This window comes from Bacillus sp. K2I17 (assembly GCF_002209985.1).
Classification (GTDB): Bacteria; Bacillota; Bacilli; order Bacillales; family Bacillaceae_G; genus Bacillus_A; species Bacillus_A wiedmannii.
This window is the reverse complement of the sequence record NZ_NJGF01000002.1, coordinates 239,915-262,058: the sequence shown is the minus strand read 5'-3', so window position 1 is coordinate 262,058 and position 22,144 is coordinate 239,915. Positions and strand designations below refer to the sequence as shown.

At 36.6% G+C, this 22,144-nt stretch carries 15 protein-coding genes, 1 pseudogene and 1 riboswitch; of the genes and pseudogenes, 9 read left to right on the top strand and 7 right to left on the bottom strand.

The window, feature by feature from the left end; genetic code table 11:
- Nucleotides 1-77: 77 nt before the first annotated feature.
- Both thiC and lldP read right to left on the bottom strand, forming a co-directional pair.
- Nucleotides 78-1,838 carry a phosphomethylpyrimidine synthase ThiC gene (gene thiC, locus CER22_RS04740; protein WP_088608287.1) on the bottom strand — a complete coding sequence of 587 codons (1,761 nt, stop codon included), beginning with the start codon at nucleotides 1,836-1,838 and terminating at the stop codon, nucleotides 78-80.
- Nucleotides 1,839-1,950: 112 nt separating this feature from the next.
- Nucleotides 1,951-2,066: riboswitch (TPP riboswitch) on the bottom strand.
- A 71-nt stretch (nucleotides 2,067-2,137) separates the two neighbouring features.
- Nucleotides 2,138-3,793 carry an L-lactate permease gene (gene lldP / locus CER22_RS04735; RefSeq protein ID WP_088064819.1) on the bottom strand — a complete coding sequence of 552 codons (1,656 nt, stop codon included), beginning with the start codon at nucleotides 3,791-3,793 and terminating at the stop codon, nucleotides 2,138-2,140.
- 284 nt (nucleotides 3,794-4,077) lie between these two features.
- Between lldP and CER22_RS04730 the strand changes: the two genes are divergently transcribed.
- Nucleotides 4,078-4,395, top strand: coding sequence for a DUF4870 domain-containing protein (locus CER22_RS04730; protein ID WP_087983179.1), 318 nt, complete (start codon nucleotides 4,078-4,080; stop codon nucleotides 4,393-4,395).
- Between the two features lie 117 nt (nucleotides 4,396-4,512).
- Here CER22_RS04730 and CER22_RS04725 read toward each other — a convergent pair whose 3' ends face one another.
- A complete protein-coding gene (locus CER22_RS04725; protein ID WP_088608286.1) occupies nucleotides 4,513-5,004 on the bottom strand; it encodes a metal-binding protein in 492 nt (163 codons plus the stop codon).
- Between the two features lie 50 nt (nucleotides 5,005-5,054).
- Nucleotides 5,055-5,420 carry a YkvA family protein gene (locus CER22_RS04720; RefSeq protein ID WP_000435500.1) on the bottom strand — a complete coding sequence of 122 codons (366 nt, stop codon included), beginning with the start codon at nucleotides 5,418-5,420 and terminating at the stop codon, nucleotides 5,055-5,057.
- A gap of 545 nt (nucleotides 5,421-5,965) precedes the next feature.
- On the opposite strand from CER22_RS04720, the gene CER22_RS04710 reads away from it, so the two are divergent.
- The 6 genes from CER22_RS04710 to CER22_RS04680 all read left to right on the top strand — a co-directional run bounded on the left by CER22_RS04710 (nucleotide 5,966) and on the right by CER22_RS04680 (nucleotide 15,115).
- Entirely contained in the window at nucleotides 5,966-7,894 is a 1,929-nt protein-coding gene (locus CER22_RS04710) for an LTA synthase family protein (RefSeq protein WP_088608284.1), read from the top strand.
- A gap of 510 nt (nucleotides 7,895-8,404) precedes the next feature.
- Entirely contained in the window at nucleotides 8,405-9,289 is an 885-nt protein-coding gene (locus tag CER22_RS04700; RefSeq protein WP_088608283.1) for a D-amino-acid transaminase, read from the top strand.
- 209 nt (nucleotides 9,290-9,498) lie between these two features.
- On the top strand, nucleotides 9,499-11,241 hold the full coding sequence (locus tag CER22_RS04695) for a C40 family peptidase (RefSeq protein ID WP_088608282.1): 1,743 nt from the start codon (nucleotides 9,499-9,501) through the stop codon (nucleotides 11,239-11,241).
- A gap of 346 nt (nucleotides 11,242-11,587) precedes the next feature.
- On the top strand, nucleotides 11,588-12,799 hold the full coding sequence (locus tag CER22_RS04690) for a NupC/NupG family nucleoside CNT transporter (protein WP_088608281.1): 1,212 nt from the start codon (nucleotides 11,588-11,590) through the stop codon (nucleotides 12,797-12,799).
- A 262-nt stretch (nucleotides 12,800-13,061) separates the two neighbouring features.
- Nucleotides 13,062-13,817: a diguanylate cyclase domain-containing protein gene (locus tag CER22_RS04685; RefSeq protein ID WP_088608280.1), complete on the top strand. Its 756-nt coding sequence runs from the start codon at nucleotides 13,062-13,064 to the stop codon at nucleotides 13,815-13,817.
- Nucleotides 13,814-15,115: a glycosyltransferase family 2 protein gene (locus CER22_RS04680; RefSeq protein ID WP_088608279.1), complete on the top strand. Its 1,302-nt coding sequence runs from the start codon at nucleotides 13,814-13,816 to the stop codon at nucleotides 15,113-15,115. Before CER22_RS04685 ends, CER22_RS04680 begins: the two co-directional genes overlap by 4 nt.
- A gap of 610 nt (nucleotides 15,116-15,725) precedes the next feature.
- On the opposite strand, the gene opuD is transcribed toward CER22_RS04680, so the two are convergent.
- Complete coding sequence (opuD, locus tag CER22_RS04670; RefSeq protein ID WP_088608278.1) at nucleotides 15,726-17,243, bottom strand: glycine betaine transporter OpuD; 1,518 nt, start codon at nucleotides 17,241-17,243, stop codon at nucleotides 15,726-15,728.
- A 664-nt stretch (nucleotides 17,244-17,907) separates the two neighbouring features.
- Between opuD and CER22_RS04660 the strand changes: the two genes are divergently transcribed.
- The gene (locus CER22_RS04660; protein ID WP_088608277.1) at nucleotides 17,908-18,786 is read left to right on the top strand and encodes a cell wall-binding protein EntA; all 879 of its coding nucleotides are present in this window, start codon (nucleotides 17,908-17,910) and stop codon (nucleotides 18,784-18,786) included.
- Between the two features lie 79 nt (nucleotides 18,787-18,865).
- Entirely contained in the window at nucleotides 18,866-19,168 is a 303-nt protein-coding gene (locus CER22_RS04655; protein WP_046955548.1) for a DUF3910 family protein, read from the top strand.
- A 39-nt stretch (nucleotides 19,169-19,207) separates the two neighbouring features.
- Here the strand turns inward: CER22_RS04655 and CER22_RS04650 are convergent, their stop codons facing one another.
- Nucleotides 19,208-20,587 (bottom strand): zinc ribbon domain-containing protein, encoded by a 1,380-nt coding sequence (locus tag CER22_RS04650; protein WP_088608276.1) that lies wholly within the window; start codon nucleotides 20,585-20,587, stop codon nucleotides 19,208-19,210.
- Nucleotides 20,588-20,599: 12 nt separating this feature from the next.
- A pseudogene (locus CER22_RS04645) lies at nucleotides 20,600-22,140 on the bottom strand (zinc ribbon domain-containing protein).
- Between the last annotated feature and the right edge of the window lie 4 nt (nucleotides 22,141-22,144).

Here is a 22,144-nt window from a genome sequence, read left to right as displayed (position 1 = left end):
GTCTTAGCAAAGGGGGCTTCTTCTATATTTAAGTTAGGTACTACAGTGTGATCAATCAAGTAAAGAGGTGTAACGTGTTATTGGTATAAATGACTACCAGTGTCTTTAAATTCTTTCGCTTTCTCTTTCATCCCTTTTTCAATTGCTTCTGTCGTTTCTAAATCATTGTCTTTCGCATATTCACGAATATCATGTGAAATTCTCATACTACAAAACTTCGGTCCACACATTGAACAGAAATGAGCCGTTTTCGCGCCTTCTGCTGGCAATGTTTCATCGTGATATTCCATCGCACGTTCAGGGTCTAAAGATAAATTAAATTGATCGCGCCAACGGAATTCAAAGCGAGCTTTTGAAAGTGCATCATCACGCTGATGAGCCGTTTTGTGCCCTTTCGCAAGATCAGCTGCATGTGCAGCAATTTTGTACGTAATAACCCCCGTGCGAACATCATCTTTATTCGGTAAACCTAAATGTTCTTTCGGTGTTACATAACAAAGCATCGCCGTGCCAAACCAGCCAATCATCGCCGCTCCAATTGCCGATGTAATATGGTCATAACCTGGTGCAATATCTGTCGTTAACGGCCCAAGTGTATAGAACGGTGCGCCCTGACAAATATCAAGCTCTTTCTCCATATTCTCTTTAATTAAATGCATCGGTACATGCCCAGGTCCTTCAATCATCACTTGCACATCATGTTTCCAAGCAATCTTCGTTAATTCACCAAGTGTTTCAAGCTCAGAAAACTGTGCTTCGTCATTTGCATCTGCAATCGAACCTGGACGTAATCCATCTCCAAGAGAGAACGAAACGTCGTACTGCTTCATAATTTCACATATCTCTTCAAAATGAGTGTATAAGAAGTTTTCTTTATGATGGAATAAACACCACTGTGCCATAATTGAACCACCACGTGAAACGATACCTGTCGTACGCTTTGCAGTAATCGGAATGTAACGAAGTAATACGCCCGCGTGAATCGTAAAGTAATCCACACCTTGCTCCGCCTGCTCAATTAACGTATCACGATACACTTCCCACGTTAAATCTTCTGCAATTCCATTTACTTTTTCCAGCGCTTGATAAATCGGTACAGTTCCAACTGGTACAGGCGCGTTACGAATAATCCACTCACGCGTCGTATGAATATTTTTACCTGTAGATAAATCCATAATCGTATCCGCACCCCAACGCGTTGCCCACGTCATCTTCTCTACTTCTTCTGCAATTGAAGAAGATACAGCAGAGTTTCCGATATTTGCATTGACCTTCACATGAAAGTTACGGCCGATAATCATCGGTTCTGCTTCCGGATGGTTAATATTCGCTGGTAAAATGGCACGACCTTCCGCGATTTCCTTACGAACAAACTCAGGCTCTACTCCTTCACGAATCGCAACATATTCCATCTCAGACGTAATGATACCCTTACGTGCATAATGCATTTGCGTAACATTTCCACCTTGCTTTGCTCTAAGCGGCTGACGATCCATTTGCGGGAAAACAGGCGTATGTTTCAAAGCCACTTTCACACCGTCATCCTCTGGTTTTACTTCGCGCCCTTCGTATGCTTCTACATCTCCGCGCTCCAGGATCCAAGAGTGGCGCGGCGCCTGCAGCCCCTTTTCCAGTTCCACTTTATAAACAGGATCTGTATAAGGACCGCTCGTATCATATACACGAATTGGCGGATTCGGAATACCGTTCGTTTCGCTTTGTTCAATCTCGCGCATCGGCACTTTCATACCAGCGCGTGGTCCATCCACATACACTTTCTTACTTCCTGGTAAACTCGATTTCAATTCAATTTGCTCAGCTGAAACAGACTGTTTCATAACCTTTGTTGCCCCCCTGTACGTGACAAGGACAAGATATGGCCAGCGTATGCCAAAATAAAAAGAGCCAGGTCCATAAAAAAATAAGGACCTGGCTCATAAAGACATCATTATGTAAAGCCGTTAACTTCCCTACGCTGGTACGAGCCAGATCAGGTCCAAAGGGTTAAGAAGTTCACACGCTTCTCTCTCAGCCTACGCATACGTTAGGCACCCCTAGTTTATCACTGATTTAATTTTCAATACTTTCCCATCATACACGATAATCTGAAAAATGCAAAGTTTATTTCTTTTGTTGTTTATGGAATCATCCACGTTAAATAATATGCCTGTACATACGTCATAATACCAACAATAATTACGAAGAATAAACTATGCTTCACTGTAAAGCGGAATAAATCTGATTCTTTTCCAGCAAGTCCAACTGCCGCACAAGCAATTGCAATCGATTGCGGAGAAATCATTTTTCCTGTTACACCGCCCGTTGTATTTGCTGCAACGAGAAGTACTTCAGATACACCGACTTGCTGCGCTGTAATCGCTTGTAAATTCGAGAACAGTGCATTCGCTGACGTATCGGATCCTGTTAAAAATACACCGATCCAGCCTAGGAATGGTGAGAAGAACGGGAATAGTCCGCCAGTTCCTGCAAGTGCTAATGCTAATGTAGAAGATAGACCAGAATAGTTTGCGATAAACGCGAATCCTAATACGAATCCGATAGATAGAATTGGCATCTTAAGCTCATTTATCGTTTCTTTAAATGTTACTACTGCATCTTTTGCACTCATTTTCAAAATAAAGATAGAAATGATACAAGCAATTAAAATTGCTGTTCCCGTCGCTGATAAAATATCTAATTTCAAGATTGCTTCATAAGGCGTCGGTTTATTTACAATTGGCTCTGCTTTCATTACTAAATTGTGTAAGCCTGGAACTTCAAACTTAAACACAAGGCTTTCCAAAGCACCGCCTGGAGCAAATAACGCTTTAAAGAAACTTTGGCTCCAAATGACTACCATCACAGTTAAAATAATGAATGGAGACCATGCTTTTACTACTTTTCCTACCGTTAGTTTCGGCATAGATATCGCCGTTGCTGCTACTTCACTATTTGCTTCTTTAGACTGATAGATTTCTTTCGGCTGCCAAACTTTTAAGAATAGCGATAAACTCACTAAACTTACAAGTGCTGACGTAATATCCGGAAGTTCTGGCCCTAAGAACGTCGCTGTAATGAACTGCGTAATTGCAAATGAGCTACCTGCTACAAATAGAGCCGGCCATGTTTGTCTTACTCCTTTAAATCCATCCATTAAAAATACGATAAAGAACGGAACAAATAATGATAAGAACGGTAATTGATGCCCAGCCATTTGTCCAATTTTATGCGGATCAATACCTGTTACTTGTCCAGCAACTGTAATCGGAATTCCCATCGCTCCGAACGCTACTGGTGCCGTATTTGCGATTAAACACAGACCCGCTGCATATAAAGGATTTAACCCAAGACCTGCAAGAAGCGCTGCGGTAATCGCTACTGGTGCACCAAATCCTGCTGCCCCTTCCAAAAATGCTCCAAATGAAAAACCGATTAAAATAACGAGTAAACGATGGTCATTCGTAATGGATAATACAGATGCACGAATCACATCGAATTGACCTGTTTTCACAGATATTTTATATAAAAATACCGACATAATGATAATCCAAGCAATTGGCCATAGTCCGTATAAGAAACCATATCCCGTCGCTGCCATCGCCATCGTGAACGGCATCTTATAAGCGAATAACGCAACTAAAATTGTAAGTACGACTGTAATTAATCCTGCCACATACCCCTTCATGCGGAAAACTGCTAAAGCTAAGAAAAAAAAGATAATCGGAATAAGTGCGACCGCTGCCGAAATCCAAATGTTTCCGAACGGATCATAAACTTGTGTCCATGTGTTCATTGTTCTCTCCCCCTAAAGAATCCCCTTTTAAATAGAATAACCTCATCAATAGACTATCAGGTCATCATACCTTTAAACCTAAAATAAAAAAACGTCAAAGAAAACGTTTTCATTAATTTTATCACAACAATTTTCATTAAAAAAGATTTTTTTGAAAATTTTATTATTTATCATGAGAATCTTACAAAAACGTCACGTTCTTGTAATGTTCATCGATAGGAAGCTCGCTACATTTCCTGCATAATAAAGGTATAAAAACGGATATTATTTATGAGGTGATATATATGAACGGAAACAAAATATTAGCAGCTTTATCATACTTTAGTGTATTATTTGCCCCTATCTTATTCCCTATCATTGTGTGGATTGTGGGCGATTCTGAAACGAAACCGCACGCAAAACGCGCTCTATGGACACACATCATTCCAAGCATCGCGTCATTTATTGGATTTATTATTCTAGGAATTATGGGTATCGGATCGAATCAACCAGACGTAACACTTGGAATTGGAGCAATGATTGTCTTATGTATTTGTGGCATTATTAGCTTATACTACTTCATTTGGAACATCGTAAAAGGTATTAAAGTGCTGAAAGCTTAAGTTTAAACAAACGTTTGATTAAAACAGTACGCATCATAATAAATGAAATTTTATCGGCGATACGACAATCTTTTAATAAGAAAAAACCGTCCCAAAATACTTTTTGGGACGGTTTTTTTATCTTCTGCGTTTCTTCTTTTTTCTCATCATTTTTTTGCGGCGCGTATTCACTTTATCCGCTATAATGTGAAGCGTACTTGCTACAATAATTCCCATTACGAACGTTACAATTTCAACCTCATGTTCCTTCGCAATTTCTATTAAATTCCCATCAAGCGCGATTACATTTAATAGGAATAAAAACGGAGAAAACACAATTAACATGTATGCAATACGAATCACATCACCAAGTATAATTGTATGTGTAAAGAAGGATCGATGCGGCATGACCTTCTTATACGGATACCAAAATATACGTAGGAACCCCCATTTATTATACGCATTACTATATGTATCTAAATCCGGCGTTAAAAATGAAGTACCTACTAAAAAGCCAATTGCAAAAGTTAATAAAAAATCCAAGTTTGTTAATCCATACGAAAAGAGCATAAACAAAACAACCGGAAGGGATATTAAGTTTATTTTCGTATGCGTTCTTCCTGATGGCATAATGCACTTCCTCGCTTACGTTCGCCCTGTCACCATATGACAGTTCTCAACTACTGATCTAATTTCTGATCGATAAAGGATGTGTCTATATCCGAACCAAACCATTCTGCCAACTTCACTCGTGCCTTATCTTTCACCTCTTCATTGACGTATAACGACGCTTGTAATAGAGCAGCCATTAACGCCCCTAAATCATCTGTATAACCAACTCCAGCAATGAAATCTGGGATGGCATCAATTGGTGCAATAAAATAAGCAAGTGCTCCAATCACAATAATTTTCACTCGCTTTGGAACATCAGGTCTTTGCAAAACGTAAAACAATAATAAACTTGCATAAATGACCGACTGCCCTGCTTGCTTTGCAACATGTTTTGCTTTCTTCCAAAACGCTTCAACTGAAAATTTTTGTTCCATGTAAAAGCCTCCCTATTTTTTTAAAGAAATAAGCTACAATATGTTATCAGTAAAAGTTCATCAAAATTACACATAATCTATCAATGAACTTTCATTGTAACAAACAAACTAAAAAAGAACAAGTGTTCGTTAATTTTTACATACTTCCCTTCATATAATAGGTTTCTAGATAACCACTCACCCATTGTCATTTCTTATTTCTCAACAAGAAAATTTTCACTTTCACTGAACATTCTGCTCTACCTTTGTTATATTTTCTAGTTGACGGACATATAAACGAATGTTAAAGTTTTCTCTGGTAGTGACAAATCTCATACAAAAAATGTAAAATGTTATAGTGTTTCTCAGAAATGAATTTTGTTGTATAATACAGAAATGACGTTATGCTTATGAGCAGCACAAGAAACCAAAAGGGTATGCATAGTTATAGTCGTATATGGGTGAATATAGAACCTCTAATTATGGCCAAGAAAACTATGTATTTTTTATTTTAGCATTTTTCGCTCCAAAATCGACCAAGCCTGATAGAGAAAGGGTGGAAATGGATGAAAGAAACCTTGAAATCACAATTTCAAAATGTGCGTTTCACTGTATTCGTAGCTTTAGCTTTATGGCTGAAGACGTACCTTATTACACGCACAAGCTTTGATTTAAAACTTGAATCTTTCATGCAAGAATTCATTTTATTCCTTAGCCCATTAGCAGCATCATTACTGCTTGTTGGTCTTGCATTATTTGCAAAAGGGAAAAAACGTAACTATATAGCACTTGGAATTAATTTTGTTTTAACAATCGTTCTTGTTGGTAACGTAATGTTCTACGGATTCTACAATGACTTCGTTACTTTACCAGTACTAGGACAAACATCTAACTTTGGAAGTTTAGGTTCTAGTGTGAAAGAATTGTTTAACTACAAAATTATCCTTGCATTTGCTGATATTATTGTATTCTTCATTTTATTGAAGAAGATGAAGAATTTTGCACCGACAGAACGTGTAGCACGCCCAATGCGTTCCCTATACTTCGTGTCAACAGTTGCTATTTTCTTCGCAAACTTAGGACTTGCAGAAGCTGAGCGTCCTGAACTATTAACACGTTCATTCGACCGCGTTATGCTTGTTAAAAACTTAGGTTTATATGTACACCAAGTGTATGATCTTGGCTTACAAGCAAAATCAAGTTCACAAAAAGCTTTTGCTGACGGTAGTAAATTACAGGAAACAGAGAACTACGTAAAAACAACGCAAAGCAAACCAGATCCAAATATGTTTGGTACGGCAAAAGGGAAAAACGTAATTGTTGTCTCTCTTGAGTCATTACAAACATTCTTAATTGGTGCAACAGTTAACGGACAAGAAGTTACACCATTCTTAAACCAATTTACGAAAGAAAGTTATTACTTTGATAACTTCTTCCACCAAACTGGGCAAGGAAAAACATCTGATGCTGAATTCTTAGTAGATACTTCCATGTATCCACTAGACCGTGGTGCTGTATTCTTCACACACGGTAATAACGAATATACAGCAACACCAGAAATTTTACGTGAGCAAGGATATCACACATCGGTATTCCACGCGAACAACGCAACATTCTGGAACCGTAACATTATGTATCCGGCACTTGGTTATGATCGTTACTACAACGAGCTTGACTACAAGATTACGCCAGAAACGAAATTAAATTGGGGATTAAAAGATATCGAATACTTCGATCAATCTATCGATATGTTAAAAGAAGTGAAGCAACCGTTCTATACTCGCTTCCTTACTTTAACAAACCATTACCCATTCACTTATGATGACAGCACAAAATTAATCGATGAATACAATTCTGGTGATGGCGTATTTGACCGTTACATGGTAACTGCTCGCTATTTAGACGAAGCAATGAAACACTTTATTGAACGTCTAAAAGCAGAAGGTATTTACGACAACTCAGTTATCGTATTCTACGGTGACCACTATGGTATTTCTGAAAACCATAACCGTGCAATGGCACAGTTCTTAGGAAAAGAAGAAATCACTGCATTTGACCATATGAACTTACAAAAAACACCGATGTTTATTCACGTTCCAGGTCAAAAAGAAGGTAAAACAATTTCAAAACCAACTGGTGAAATTGACATTAAACCAACAATTCTAAACTTACTTGGTGTAGATTCTACGAATCAAGTTCAATTCGGTCATGATGTATTCTCACCAGAAAATAAAGGATTCGTTGTTCTTCGTGACGGTAGCTTCGTTACAGATAAGTACATGTACACGAACAGTACATTCTACGACCGTACTACTAGCGAAGTTGTACAATTACCAAAAGAAGAATCTCAACCACTCATTGATCGTGCCCAAAATGAATTGAACATGTCTGACAAAATCATTGAAGGTGACTTACTTCGCTTCTCTGAAAGTAATAAGACCAAAACCGGTGAAGTAAAGACAGCTATTAAAGAAGAAAAGAAGAGCGCTGAGTAATCTCAGCCTCTTTTTTTATATTTCTCCATACAATCACTTATATTCATTAACTTTAACATTACATAACCTTTACCAAATATTCACATAGGATTAACGAAACATCTCTATAATAAAATATGTAAGCAAGGTTCTATATATTTCTTATCTCTCATCTGTAATAAGATCCCTTAAAGAAATATATGAATCGTTTATTTCTACTTTCTTATAATTGTCTTTCAATATGTTTTGTTTCCATACACAAAACATTCAATAAGACGATGTCCCTATGAAAGATAGCTACCCTCCTTGTGCAGCATTCCATAAGAATGTTGCTTTTTTTTATTCAAAAGCAGGATTCTTATTTCTCATTTTCGAATTTGTATATACAAAATGCTGTAAATCACTACTACTTCTCTACCATTTACAAATACATATACGTCATATGTAAAGAAGTACTCACATAAAAATTACTATAGTGGTTTTTATTCCAAATGAATGAAAGCTTCACTTTACTTATGCACTTACGAAAGGATGGGACAGAAATTGGCATACGAAAAATTTGTACTATGGAATGATGCAGTTATTGATACAACAAAACATCGCGCGTACATAGAACTTGAAGAAAGAGGCTTGCAGTTTGGAGATGGTGTCTACGAAGTTATTCGCCTATATAAAGGGAACTTTCACTTATTAGATCCGCATATCACAAGATTATATCGCTCCATGGAAGAAATAGAATTATCACTCCCTTTCTCAAAAGCAGAACTTATTATCCTACTTTACAAACTAATTGAAAATAATAATTTCTATGAAGATGGAACGATTTATTTACAAGTATCTCGTGGTGTACAAGCTCGTACCCACACATTCTCATATGACGTCCCGCCGACAATCTATGCCTATATTACGAAGAAAGAAAGACCAGCGTTATGGATTGAATATGGTGTACGTGCTATATCAGAACCAGATACCCGCTGGCTACGCTGTGATATCAAATCATTAAATTTATTACCCAATGTATTAGCCGCTACGAAAGCTGAACGTAAAGGTTGTAAAGAGGCTCTTTTCGTACGAAATGGTACTGTAACTGAGGGAAGCTGTTCTAATTTCTTTCTCATAAAAAACGGAACTCTCTACACACATCCAGCCAATCACCTTATTTTAAATGGCATCATTCGTCAGTATGTCCTTTCTTTAGCGAAAACCCTTCGCATTCCAGTAAAAGAAGAACTGTTTAGCATTCGCGATGTTTATCAAGCGGATGAATGTTTCTTTACAGGAACGACGATTGAAATTTTGCCGATGACTCACCTTGATGGAACTGCCATCCAAGATGGTCAAGTTGGCACTATCACAAAAATGTTGCAAAGATCCTTTTCTCAAAGCTTGTTACAATCCAATATGTCATCTTCTTAAACGCGAATAATTTTTAACCTTTCTACATTCAATATATGTATTTAAATGGAAATCAAGGTGTAATTTATGCCTTGATTTTTTCTTGTAATCTTTTTGTCATATTCAGATTCCCGCATAAGTCTTGACAGTAATCGACATGCTCTTTAGAATTTTTAACAGTTGGTAAATATTTCTTCACTATATTACAGACAGAAAGGAATCGACAAATTATGAAAAAATACCTTGCCGGTCTTGCGGCAGTGTCTGTAGCAGGAGGAGCAGCACCTACACTTGATAGTGTTCAAGCTGCCCCTGAACAAAATACACAAAAAGCTGCTACACAAACTGTCCAAGCTTCCGCATCAAACAACTCATCTTATACGGTAAACACTAGCGTATTACATGTTCGTGCAGGATCAAGTACTTCTCACGACATCATCTCGCGTGTTTATAACGGTCAATCATTAAATGTGATTGGCGAAGAAAATGGTTGGTTCAAAATTAACATTAATGGAAAAACAGGATTTGTTAGTGGCGAATTTGTATCAAAAAATGGAGCAAGCAATTCTAATGTAAGTACAACAGGTGGGAACAATAAAGTTACTGCCGATGTATTACGTGTGCGTACAGCTCCTAACACTTCTAGTTCTGTTTCTGGGCGTGTATATGCAGGACAAACGTTAAACGTTGTCGGCCAAGAAAATGGTTGGGTGAAAATCAACCATAATGGACAAGTAGGTTATGTAAGTGGCGAATTCGTATCTGGCGTTTCTTCTAATGCTGGTTCTTCAAACAACAATACAAATAATAACAACCAAGAATCTGTAAAACCAGCAAGCGGAAACTATACAGTAAATGTATCTTCCCTACGTGTTCGTACAGGTCCTAGCACTTCTCATACAACTGTAGCTTCCGTTACAAAAGGACAAGTTGTGCAAGTTGTTGGAGAAGTTCAAGATTGGTTCAAAATCAATTATGCAGGACAAACTGCTTACGTAAGCAAAGACTACGTAACAAAAGGCGGTTCTAACGATAACGTTACACAAGGAAACAACCAAGATAACAAACAAGAACAAAACAATAATGTAACTGTTCAAACTGGCGGTACTTACGTTGTTAACGCAACATCTCTACGCGTTCGTACAGGCCCTGCTGCTTACCATAGTGTAATTGGTGGCGTGTTAAATGGTACTACATTAAACGTAGTTGGATCTGAAAACGGTTGGTTTAAAGTAAACTATCAAGGAAAAACAGGCTTCGTTAGTAGCGAGTTTGTAAAATTCGTTAAAGGTGGCTCTGCTACTCCTGAACAACCAAAACAACCTGATCAAGGTGCAATTGGTGACTACTACATTAATGCTTCTGCACTAAACGTACGTAGCGGCGAAGGTACAAATTATAGAATCATAGGGGCACTTCCACAAGGACAGAAGGTTCAAGTAATCTCTGAAAACTCTGGATGGAGCAAAATTAACTACAACGGTCAAACTGGTTACATCGGAACACGTTACCTTTCTAAAACACCAGTTGGTGGCGCGGTAGATAATAAGCCTAACAACAACCAAAATAACAATAACAACAATAACAACAATAATACAGGCAATAATAGTGGTGATAGTTCTTCCATACTTGCATATGCAAAAGGAATGCAAGGCGTACCATACGTTTGGGGTGGTACTTCTGCTACTGGTGTTGACTGCAGTGGTTACATCTACCACGTATTTAAGAAATTTGGTCATAACATTAGTCGTCAAAGTGTTGCAGGATATTGGGGTAGCCTACCACAAACTTCAAATCCACAACCAGGTGACTTAATTTATTTCAAAGATACTTATAAAGCAGGTCCTTCTCATATGGGTATTTACCTTGGAGGCGGATCATTTATCCAAGCCGGAGATAAAGGTGTAGCAATCGCTTCATTGAGTAACTCTTATTGGAAGAGCCATTTCTTAGGATACACAAAAGCACCTTAAGTTATATTTTTAGAGCCTTCTAGATTACTAGAAGGCTCTTTTTAATATATGTCACCTATATCCCCGAAAAAATAATGTATCTATTTCCCTATTTCATACACTATATTCTACAAAAACACTCCATAACGTTATCATAATGTATATTTTCACATAAAAAACATAACCTATTTCATGTTTAATCATTTTATATGTGTTTTTTTAAAGAATTTTCTTTTTATTTAAACTTTTCGTTAGACGTTTGACCTCCGATGTCCATTATGATAAGTTACTTAAGATGTTATATTCGTAAACGTATAGACAACTGGTTTATACACTTTTTTTACTATGAGGAAGGAGCATACACTGCATGAATCTTTTATGGGGAATTGGCGGCGTGATTGGAGTATTAGCAATTGCTTTCTTACTATCTTCCAACCGCAAAGCTATTAATTGGCGCACAATTTTAATCGCGCTAGCATTACAAATGTCATTTTCATTTATCGTATTACGATGGGATGCCGGAAAAGCAGGTTTAAAATACGCTGCAGATGGCGTTCAAGGATTAATTAATTTTTCTTACGAGGGAATTAAGTTCGTTGCTGGGGATTTAGTCAACGCAAAAGGCCCTTGGGGATTTGTTTTCTTCATTCAAGCACTACTTCCAATCGTATTTATTAGTTCATTAGTTGCAATCTTATATCATTTCGGTATTATGCAGAGATTTGTTAGTGTCGTTGGTGGCGCATTAAGTAAACTTCTTGGAACTTCTAAAGCAGAAAGTTTAAACTCAGTAACAACTGTATTTTTAGGACAAACTGAAGCTCCAATCTTAATTAAACCTTACTTAGCACGTTTAACAAATAGTGAATTCTTCACTATTATGGTAAGCGGTATGACAGCTGTTGCCGGATCAGTTCTTGTCGGCTATGCAGCAATGGGTATTCCGTTAGAACACTTATTAGCAGCAGCAATTATGGCAGCTCCATCAAGTTTATTAATTGCGAAATTAATTATGCCAGAAACAGAAAAAGTAGATAATAACGTTGAACTTTCTACAGAACGTGAAGATGCAAACGTTATTGACGCAGCGGCACGTGGTGCATCTGAAGGTATGCAACTTGTTATTAACGTAGCAGCAATGTTAATGGCTTTCATCGCATTAATCGCTTTATTAAATGGTCTGTTAGGATTAATTGGCTCTCTGTTCCATATTAAACTTAGCCTTGATTTAATCTTCGGTTACTTACTATCACCATTTGCAATCTTAATCGGGGTTTCTCCTGGTGAAGCTGTACAAGCAGCAAGCTTTATCGGTCAAAAACTTGCAATCAACGAATTCGTTGCATATGCAAACTTAGGACCACACATGGCAGAGTTCTCTGCAAAAACAAATTTAATTTTAACATTCGCAATCTGTGGATTCGCAAACTTCTCTTCTATCGCAATTCAATTAGGTGTAACAGGAACGTTAGCTCCTACTCGCCGTAAACAAATTGCACAGTTAGGGATTAAAGCAGTTATCGCTGGTACATTAGCAAACTTCTTAAATGCAGCAGTTGCAGGTATGATGTTCCTATAAAATGATGCAAAGTCTCCTCTTTCTAAAGAGGGGGCTTTTTATTATATGTTGTATATTTTTTCGATATATATTAAATACTTTATGCTTAAATATAAGAACATTATGATACAATAATTAGTAAGTCTGTTTATTTTTTCTTGCAAAAGAGAGATACTACTTGTTGTTGCTCTCTCCAAAAGAATCTAGTCATCCGGTCTATTTCTTAATAATTGTGCATACTACAAGTATCCTTGCATGAATTACCTTTAAGGAGGAAAGTTTTGTGAAAAATAACTTCTATAAAGTCCTCTCTATGTGGATTTTACAAATTTTATTTTATTTTACAACTGTACATGTAACGCAATATGAGCATGCTCTCATTTTTACAATTATATATGTAATTGTTAATGTACTATTTCTATTATTGACTGATAAAACCGCATTTGTTCTTTTTATATTAGGAACCATTACTTCGGTATTCTATCTGTTCTACCAAGCATGGCTTTACTTATGGAGTACATCGGAACAATGGGAATACATTATTACTCACTTCCTAATGGCAGCAAACTTCTTCATCGTATATATCTCAACTCATTTATTAAAGAAGGTTATTCATGAAAATCAAGAATTAACCAAACGTGTGAGAACGTTAGAACAATACATTGGAGAATCAAAATTATTAACAAGACAAGAATTCGAAAGACGACAAGCATTATTAATCACTGCAATGAATCGTCGTAATGAAACGGGTATTATTATTTACTTTGATTTCACTTCCTTTAGTAAATATACGAAGGAAAGTGTTATGAACCGTGTAGCTTCATTATTAGTTGAAACGATAAGAGATGACTTTGATCTTGCTGCTGAATACGATAATAATAAGCTAGTTATTTTATTACAAAACACAAATGAAGCCGGTGCTGACATTGTAATGAGCCGTCTAAAGCCAAAAATGGAGCAATGGCTTGCTGCTGAAGCGATCCAAGATATACAAATTTCACGCGAGCAAATTGGGAACAAAGGAAAGACGTTATTATGATGACACTCGTTATACTGCTTTTATTCCTTCTGTGTTGCGTACTCGTTTTTTGGATTAGTATCACATTTTCGATTAAGTATATACTTATCTTTACAGCCTTTCTATTCTCTGCCTTACTTGTTTACTATTCTTTCTTAACACTCGCAGGTTTAGTTCACCGAAATAGTAAACGAAAAGATCGTACGCTAGAACATTATCCAAGCGTCGACATTTTAATACCAGCCCACAATGAAGGGGTCGTTATTAAAGATACTTTAGAGGCGATGGCAAAGATTGAATATCCAGGTAAACTAACTGTTTATTTATTAAACGATAACTCTCAAGATGAGACACCTGAAATTGGTGACGATTTTGACAAAGCTTATGCTCATATTCGTCACATTCGTGTTCCAGCGGGTGAACCAAAAGGGAAATCGCGTGTATTAAACTATGGTCTTAGTATTTCAGATGGTGAATACTTCTGTGTGTATGATGCAGATAACCAGCCTGAACCACATGCACTGCGAATGCTTGTAGAACACGCTGAAACAACCGAGGATGCTGTTGGAGCTGTTGGTCACGTTCGTACTGTAAATGAAAACAGAAACTGGCTAACACGAATGATTTCATTAGAATTTCAAATCTTCCAGCTCCTTATGCAATCAGGACGCTGGTTACTATTCCAAACAGGTTCACTAACAGGAACAAATATGCTTCTTCGTCGCTCTGCATTAGAAGAACTTGGCGGCTATGACCCGTATGCAATTGCAGAAGACGCTGAATTAACATTACGAATTACACAAAAAGGCTATCTCTTACCGATCGTTCCAGAATCGATTACATGGGAACAAGAACCTGAGCATTTAAAAATCCTTATTAAGCAGCGTACACGTTGGCTCCAAGGGAACTTGTACATTTTAGAAAAAATGTTTTCTTCCTTAAGTTTCTTTAAAGGAAAACTTCTCGTCCATTCCTTACAACAAGCTTTAGTGTATGTTGTATTTTGGCTATTCTTAATCATTTCGAACGTTTGGTTTGTAATTGGGTTACTCGGGATATTCCAAATTCAATATAGCATTCCGCTACTATTTATGTGGTATGTCGCATATATTACATATGTTTCTCAATTATTTAGTGCCCAGAGTGTGGAACGAACCTTTACACCAACTAATATTTTTATTAGTGTTATCATGTACTTTACGTACGCACAGCTCTTTACGTACTTATTCATTCGCAGCTTAATTTTATACTTACGTGCAAAGAGCAAGAAACAAGTCATTGGCTGGGATAAAACAGTTCGATTCAAAAAAGAAAAGTAAAACTTTAATCAGTGGGAGTTCTCCCACTGATTTTTATTTTGTAAATAAAAATCAGCACAGAGCGCCGTATGCTCTGTGCTGATTTATTGCCGTATAAATTATATATATCAGACAATACCCCTTAGCTGAAAGTAATTTCACGTCCATCCCCCAACGAACGATTGACCTTCATTTATATACGAAAAAGTGATTGCTATTTTTGTAGAACCAATTGCTTCTCTTGCTGTTCTTTGCGCGTTTCAGTCTTAGGTTCCGTGCTTTCTTGGACACTACGATGTGCCACACGTTTCAAACAAATATGCTTCCACTTTCTTTCGTAACGTTTCATTATTCTAGATGTCCCCCTTGAATGCGCTTTAAAACTATTTGAAATCGCTTACAGGAAATAATATAGCACATATACATAAACGTGACAACACATTTCCGACAATTTTTTGTCAAAAATACAAATAGAATCCGCAAGATATCGAACATTGTCGAAATTCATCGATTTATCTTCACATAAAAGGCATACTACTTACATAGTAAAGTATTTTATTTCCCTGACTTGCAATTAGAATTCCTTCTATATAAAAAAGAGCTGATACAAAATCAGCTCTTTTTCCTTCTATTATTTATGACGCTTCATACGCCCCTCTTTTTGTAACTCTTTAAATAATGCTGCCATCATAAAGAAAATAACGAAGACAAATGGGAATGCCGCAATAATAGCTGCCGTTTGCAGTGCTTCTAATCCACCAATATATAATAAGGTAGAAGCTATCGATGCTAAAACGATACCCCAAACCATTTTAATGCGGTTTGGTGGATTTAAACTACCATGTGTCGTTAACATCCCTAAAACGAATGTCGCAGAGTCTGCAGATGTAATAAAGAATGTTGCAATAAGTAGAATACCTAATACCGATAAAGCTGATCCAAAGCTTCCCATCTGATCGAACATAGCGAATAACCCTACTTCTGTTCCCATCTCTTTCACTTTGTCGAAGATATGAGCATCACCAAACAGCTCCATATAAATACCAGTCCCGCCGAAAACAGAGAACCAAAGTGCACCAATTACGGTCGGTACGAGTAACACACCGATAACAAACTCACGAATGGTACGTCCTCGTGAAACACGTGCAATAAACGTACCTACGAATGGTGACCATGCAATCCACCATGCCCAATAGAAAATTGTCCATGACTGAATCCATTGATTTCCGCCTTCATCTAATGGACTTAAACGGAAGCTCATGCTTGGCAATTCCTGAATATAAGAACCAATTGTTGAAGTGAAGTAATTCATAATAAAGTTTGTTGGACCTGCAAATAATACAATAATCATAAGTGCAAACGCCAAAATAATATTCGCATTACTTAAATATTTAATTCCTTTATCAAGACCTGTTTGCGCAGATAACATGAAAAGAACGGTTACGATTGCAATAATAACTAACTGTGTCGGCAATGAGTTCGGGATAGATGTTAAATAACTAACACCACCAGCAATTTGTTTCGCACCAAGACCTAATGATGTTGCAACACCAAACACAGTTGCGAAAACAGCTAACACATCAAATGAATGAGCAATACGTCCATGTTCCCCGCCTTTAAATAACGGACCTACTGTCGCACTAATCGTACTTGCTTTTCCTTTTCTAAAAGTAAAGTAAGCAATACACAGCGCTACAAATGCATATAGTCCCCACGGATGTAATCCCCAATGGAAAAATGAAAAACGTAGTGCAAGACGCGCACTTTCCTCAGTTGCACCTTCTCCAAACGGAGGTGCGTACAAATGGTTTAATGGTTCGGCAACGCCCCAGAAAACTAAACCAATACCCATACCAGCGCTAAATAGCATAGCAAACCATGTCATATAACTATAATCAGGTTCATCATCATCTTTACCTAAACGAATAGAACCGTATTTCGAAACAATTAAAAAGATAGACACACCTAATATAATAGAAACAGAAATAATATAGAACCATCCAAACTTACTAACTAATGCAGTTTGAATTGCGGTTGTTACATTTCCTAAGCTACCTTTTCCAATAATAGATTCGGGAATAATCCCCCAAATTGTAAATGCAATACATAATGTTAATGAAACGATGAATGTTTTTGTCAGTTTCCTCATCAAATCCCCCTTCGTAGGTTTCACTTTTGTAAATAACATAAATTCCGATATGTAAAATCGGATAGAAAACTATAATTTTACGGTGATTTTCTTACTTTCACCTTCACCAACTAGAATTCTTATGGACAGCCTTACCTTCCGTATAATCTTTTTACTCTGCGAGAGCTATAAGATCGAAATACTGCTGTCAAATTGTGCGAGAAAAATGCGGATGGGAATGTGTTTTCCCAAAAAAGGATGTGTTACAGATTTAAAAAAGGGCATTTTTCTTCCTTGCAACCCTTTCTGTTTGTAACAATTATGCGGTTTTTTTGCTAGTATATAGCACGTGTTTATAGTTTCACAAACGAAATGTTTATGTTTATATAACTATATTACCCATAAAACGGTAAAATACTCAAGGAATGTAATCGTTTAGTAAACATCATGTAACACTCCTGTAATATTTTTATTTACACCGAAAAATATATGTTGTATTAAATATTTTGAATATAAGTAGAAACCTACTAATCACATAGAATGAAAAACGCTTTCCTATATTTTTTGTTATATTACAGGATGTTAACGACTGATTACGAATGGTTTGTAATTGTGTGTTTTCCCGAAATCCGAAAAAATCTGTTGCTATAATGAGGACACGAAAACAAACGCAATGGAGGCTATCATGAAAAAATTAATTGGAATAGCAACAGCAGCAGTTTTTGGTCTTGGGATTTTCACATCATCTGCTAATGCAGAAACTGTTGTAACAACAGACGTACTAAATGTACGCGAAAACCCTACTACGGAATCAAAAGTTGTCGGTAAATTACTAAACGGGAATAAAATAGATGTTCAAAATACAGAGAACGGATGGTCAAAAATCACTTTAGATGGTAAAGACGCATTCGTAAGTACAGAGTTTACAAAAAGCATCTACTACGTAACAGCTAACGTATTAAACGTACGTGCTGAAGCGAACACAAACTCAGAAGTTCTTGGAACGCTAAAGAAAGACGATATGATCGAAACAACGAACCAAGTACAAAATGAGTGGTTACAATTTGAATATAACGGGAAAACAGCTTATGTTCACGTTCCTTTCTTAACAGGTACAGCACCTGTTATCGAGAAACAAGAACAACCTGCTCCTGCTAAAACTGTAGCACCAGCTAAAGCACAAGCACCTGCAGCACAAGCAAAACCTGCTGCTAAGCCTGCTGTGAAAGCTGCTGAAACTAGCACACCTTCTGGTGGTCGTGAGTTAACAGTTGTAGCTACAGCATATACAGCTCATCCGAGCGAAAACGGTGGCACATACGGTGGCCGTGTATTAACTGCAATGGGTCATGACTTAACAGCGAACCCAAACATGAAAATGATCGCTGTTGACCCGAAAGTAATTCCATTAGGATCTAAAGTATGGGTTGAAGGTTACGGAGAAGCTATCGCTGGAGATACTGGCGGTGCAATTAAAGGTAACCGTATCGACATCCTACTTGGATCAGATAGCGCTGCTCAAAAATGGGGACGCAAAACTGTTAAAGTGAAAATTTTAAAATAACCAATGACTGCTAAAGCCGGTTCTCTTTGTTGAGAGCTGGCTTTTATTTTTTTATAATAACTATAAGGAGGTTATGTTCATGAATGTACAAGCAAAAGTAGACTGGATCGGTACACCAAAACCGTATATATATAAAGATGAAGTAACATACGACGCTACTTCCATTGACTTTTCACTCGCTGGCGATGACAATCGATATAAATTAATTGTGCTCAGCTTTGAAGAAAATACACACTACAAAATTGTCCAATATGGAATCAAACCCGGCTCACAAAAGCCATTTCCTATCGATATTCCATTCGAACAAAACATGTTACCAATTATAGAACAAATATTACATGATCCATATGTGCAAGCGATATTAAAGGAAACGCGCTCCTAATCGAAAAAAGACTATCTCATATATGAGATAGTCTTTTTATTAACGGTTCGGACCAGATACTTCCTCTGACTTAAGCGTATTATTCGCTCCAAGAGAATGGTACAATATCTTTCCATTTCCATTAACAGTAACGATATGTTCATTATTAAAGCTTTTGAACTTCACAGATCCATCACCATAACGAATATGGTACTCTTCATATGTCGTTACTTTATATTTCGTATCACTTTGATGCTCTACATTACGAATTTCCATTGTTAATAAATCTTCAGTAATTCCCTTTTTGTGTAGATATTGTATATAATCACGGTCTTCCTTATACGATTTCCCGCTCTTATCATAATTATTTTCAATTAGACTAAAATCATTTAATGAAATCGCACGTACGTTATTATAAATGTGATTTCGTACAAAATCACCAACTGCTGAGCTTGATGTTTCTTTCGGGAATTTTAAGTAATACGTGCTTTGGTCTCCAATTTTAACACTTTCAGATTTTATTACACCAAAATCAGTAGTTTTCTCTAAATGTACTTCTACTGTTTCATCTGTGGATACAGGACCCAGTTTATAATTACCATAACTTAATTTCCCACGTTTTTTACCATTTACAAATACGGTTGCATCATTTTCATCAGAAGAAATGCTTACATACTTTCCTTCAAGCGATAAATCTACATTCACTTTCTCGCTCTGTTCATCTGCTAAATCTACTTCTTTCTCTGTTTCTAATTCAGTAAGTTCTGTCTTCGCTGTTGCCTTGACAACATACGTACCTGGGAAGTATGGCCCTAACTCTTTCGAAGTTTTATCACTAGAAAGTTCTGTTTCTTTTTTATCATTCACATATATTTCTGCATTCTTTGCAGTTGTACTAACACTCATATAATAAGATTTCATGCTAAACTTATACTTTGGATATAAGAACCACTCTTTTCCCTCTGCTACAATTTCCCCATCTTTAAACGAATTTTTATCCTTTGTTAACTTTTGATCTACTGTCTCTTTCTGTAAATAAGACAATAATTGTTTATTGTAAGAAGGGTTCTCTTTTAAGTAACGCATGTACGCTTTAATATCCTCTGTCTTAATCTTTAAGCTTGAATCATTTGCTTTCACAAACTCATCAATTGCATTAATATCTTTCTTTTGGAATGCTTCAATCATTACATTTATTTGCTTTTCTTTTGAAAACTTATATGCTCCAAATTTATATGCCCCAAATAATAAAATAATAATAATGGCGAAACCAATAATTAAAAATAAATTTTTCTTACTTTTCACTGATTGTGTCTCGCTTTGTACTTCTGTATATGTAGCGGCAGTGTTATCGACGATTACTTCTACTTTACTCCCACACTCAGGACAAAAGTTCAAATGGTCTGCAACGTTCTTTTTACATGTTCCACAAAACTTCAACGTGCTCTCCTCCTATTTTTTAGCTAACTTCATTCCAACAAATGCTGCTACATATGTCACAATAAAACTACACAAAGTTAAATATACAAATGAATTTTGCATAGATAATACCGTTCCACTTGTTCCAAACAAACTTGTTACAGTCCCTGAAACATCAATTTGGAACTTAGAAATCATATTCATTACAATCATCATAATTGTGTAAGAACCACTGCATACTGCTAATGTAATATACATATTGGCAGTCGATAATTCAGCTAATTTTCTTCCCGCTCTAAACATAAGGAACAATGGAATAATAAGCAGTAATAAACCGTAATGGAATACGTTATTCACTTCATCAAATTCAGCAAGGCTTTCCTGACTTGCTCCTTTTGAAGTCATTATATCTCTAACCACTACGCCATTTACAGAGATGCCTGATATAAATGAAAACGATAATCTGCTCTCAGATGATTTTGATTTCTTACCAATTCCAGTAAACTCCTTACTAAGTGCTGGACTTGATACTTCTAACGGAGCAAAATGAGCCATACTCCATAATTGAGGTGTTAACTCTAATGCTAATAATGTACTTTCAGATTTTAAAGTTGTTATTTCTTTTAATGGTTCAATACTGTCTTCCTTATTTACTAACGCCATAATACAAACTACTACTGCTGTTACTAAAAGTCCTTTTATCATGGCTGAAATACCGTAATAAACAGACGCTCCATATGGCATTAACTCTTGAAATGCTGCTGCCATATTATTTTTGCTTGTATGAGCAATAAATCCTATTAAGATAAATAATGTCCCACATACAAAACCACTCAGTAAACTCTTAATCGCTGAATAGCCAACCGTAATCTTACCTGCTTCTGAAAATGGAATTGCGAAAGATTGTGATGCTATAAAACTTATAATGAATAAAAAGACACCATAAATAATACCAACTGTTGCTGCTATAAAGATTTGATCCTTAATCGTTTTTGCAACACGCTGCTTTCCTAACCAAATTCCTGTACCAGCGAAAATCATAAATGGAATGATTAATAGTAATGTAAATGGAGTATGCCATGATAAAGAAAATATCAATCCGCTATCGTCGCTAGCTGTAAAACCAAGTAAATGATAACTTAACATCGTAGAAGTTGCACTCAAATAAAAGCTTGGCAACATTTCTAATTCTTTCGCAAATTTACTAAACATCTCACTTAATATAGAAGCAAATAATACACTACCAATCCAACCAGCAATTAACATGAGAATACTTGCAACAGCCCCACCAATAAAACCTGTTTTTAAAACAGCTTTATCTGCTGTAAATTTAACTTCAGGCGTACCGTCCATTGTAGGCAATTTGATAGATTGTTCCTTTTTCTTCACAATAAATAAAGAATGCCCACACTTTTGGCAATATAAATTTTGCTGAGCATTTTCACTGCCACAACCTTTGCAGTATCTTGTTCTAACGTTACTGCCTCTATAGCTCCTGCAATCTCCATACTTCCTTCGTTAGGGCAATAGTTTACCTCTTCACCATGTTGATTTCCACATGTGCGACAATACATCTAA